This is a genomic window from Pseudescherichia vulneris, assembly GCF_902164725.1.
In the GTDB taxonomy this organism is placed as follows: domain Bacteria; phylum Pseudomonadota; class Gammaproteobacteria; order Enterobacterales; family Enterobacteriaceae; genus Pseudescherichia; species Pseudescherichia vulneris.
On record NZ_LR607338.1, the window covers coordinates 1,646,846 to 1,647,443 of the forward strand.

Below are 598 nucleotides of genomic sequence, written 5' to 3' on the forward strand. Positions count from 1 at the left end.
CCCATCAGCAAAGCATTGAGCGCGCCATTGACGACGTCGGCGATATAGATGTTCTGGTAAACAATGCAGGCGTCGGGATGTTAAACGCGCTTGAGGGCGTTTCCCTGCAGGCGGTAAGGGAGGTTTTTGCAACAAATACGCTGGGAACTATCGCGATGACCCAGGCCGTACTTCCACAATTCAGACAGCGGCGTTCAGGCGTGATCGTAAATATCACCTCAGCCGTTACCTTAAAACCGCTGCCGCTGCTGGCAGCGTATACCGCCAGCAAGGCGGCAGTGAATGCGTTCACTGAATCTCTGGCTATTGAGCTAAAGCCGTTTAATATCCGCGTGGGCCTCGTTCTGCCGGGACGTGCACCCGCAACCCGCTTTGGCGAAAATGCTCAACGTATTATGGGAGACATTCCTGCAGAGTATGCCGAGCTAAGCCAGCAAATCTTTAATGAGATGCGGAATGATAGCGCCAGGGTTACTTATCCCATCGATGTGGCGAAAGCGGTCTGGCACGTTGTCAACGATCCCAATGCACCGATGCGCTTGCCCGCTGGAGAGGATGCCCTTTACATGGCTGGCACGAATTGACAAGGGACAGGCGA

1 protein-coding gene is annotated in these 598 nt (G+C 54.2%); it reads left to right on the forward strand.

What is annotated here, in order from left to right:
- Positions 1–584 (forward strand): SDR family NAD(P)-dependent oxidoreductase (locus FN633_RS06875; protein ID WP_154058850.1); only part of this gene is annotated, 584 nt, incomplete at its 5' end.
- Positions 585–598 lie beyond the last annotated feature (14 nt).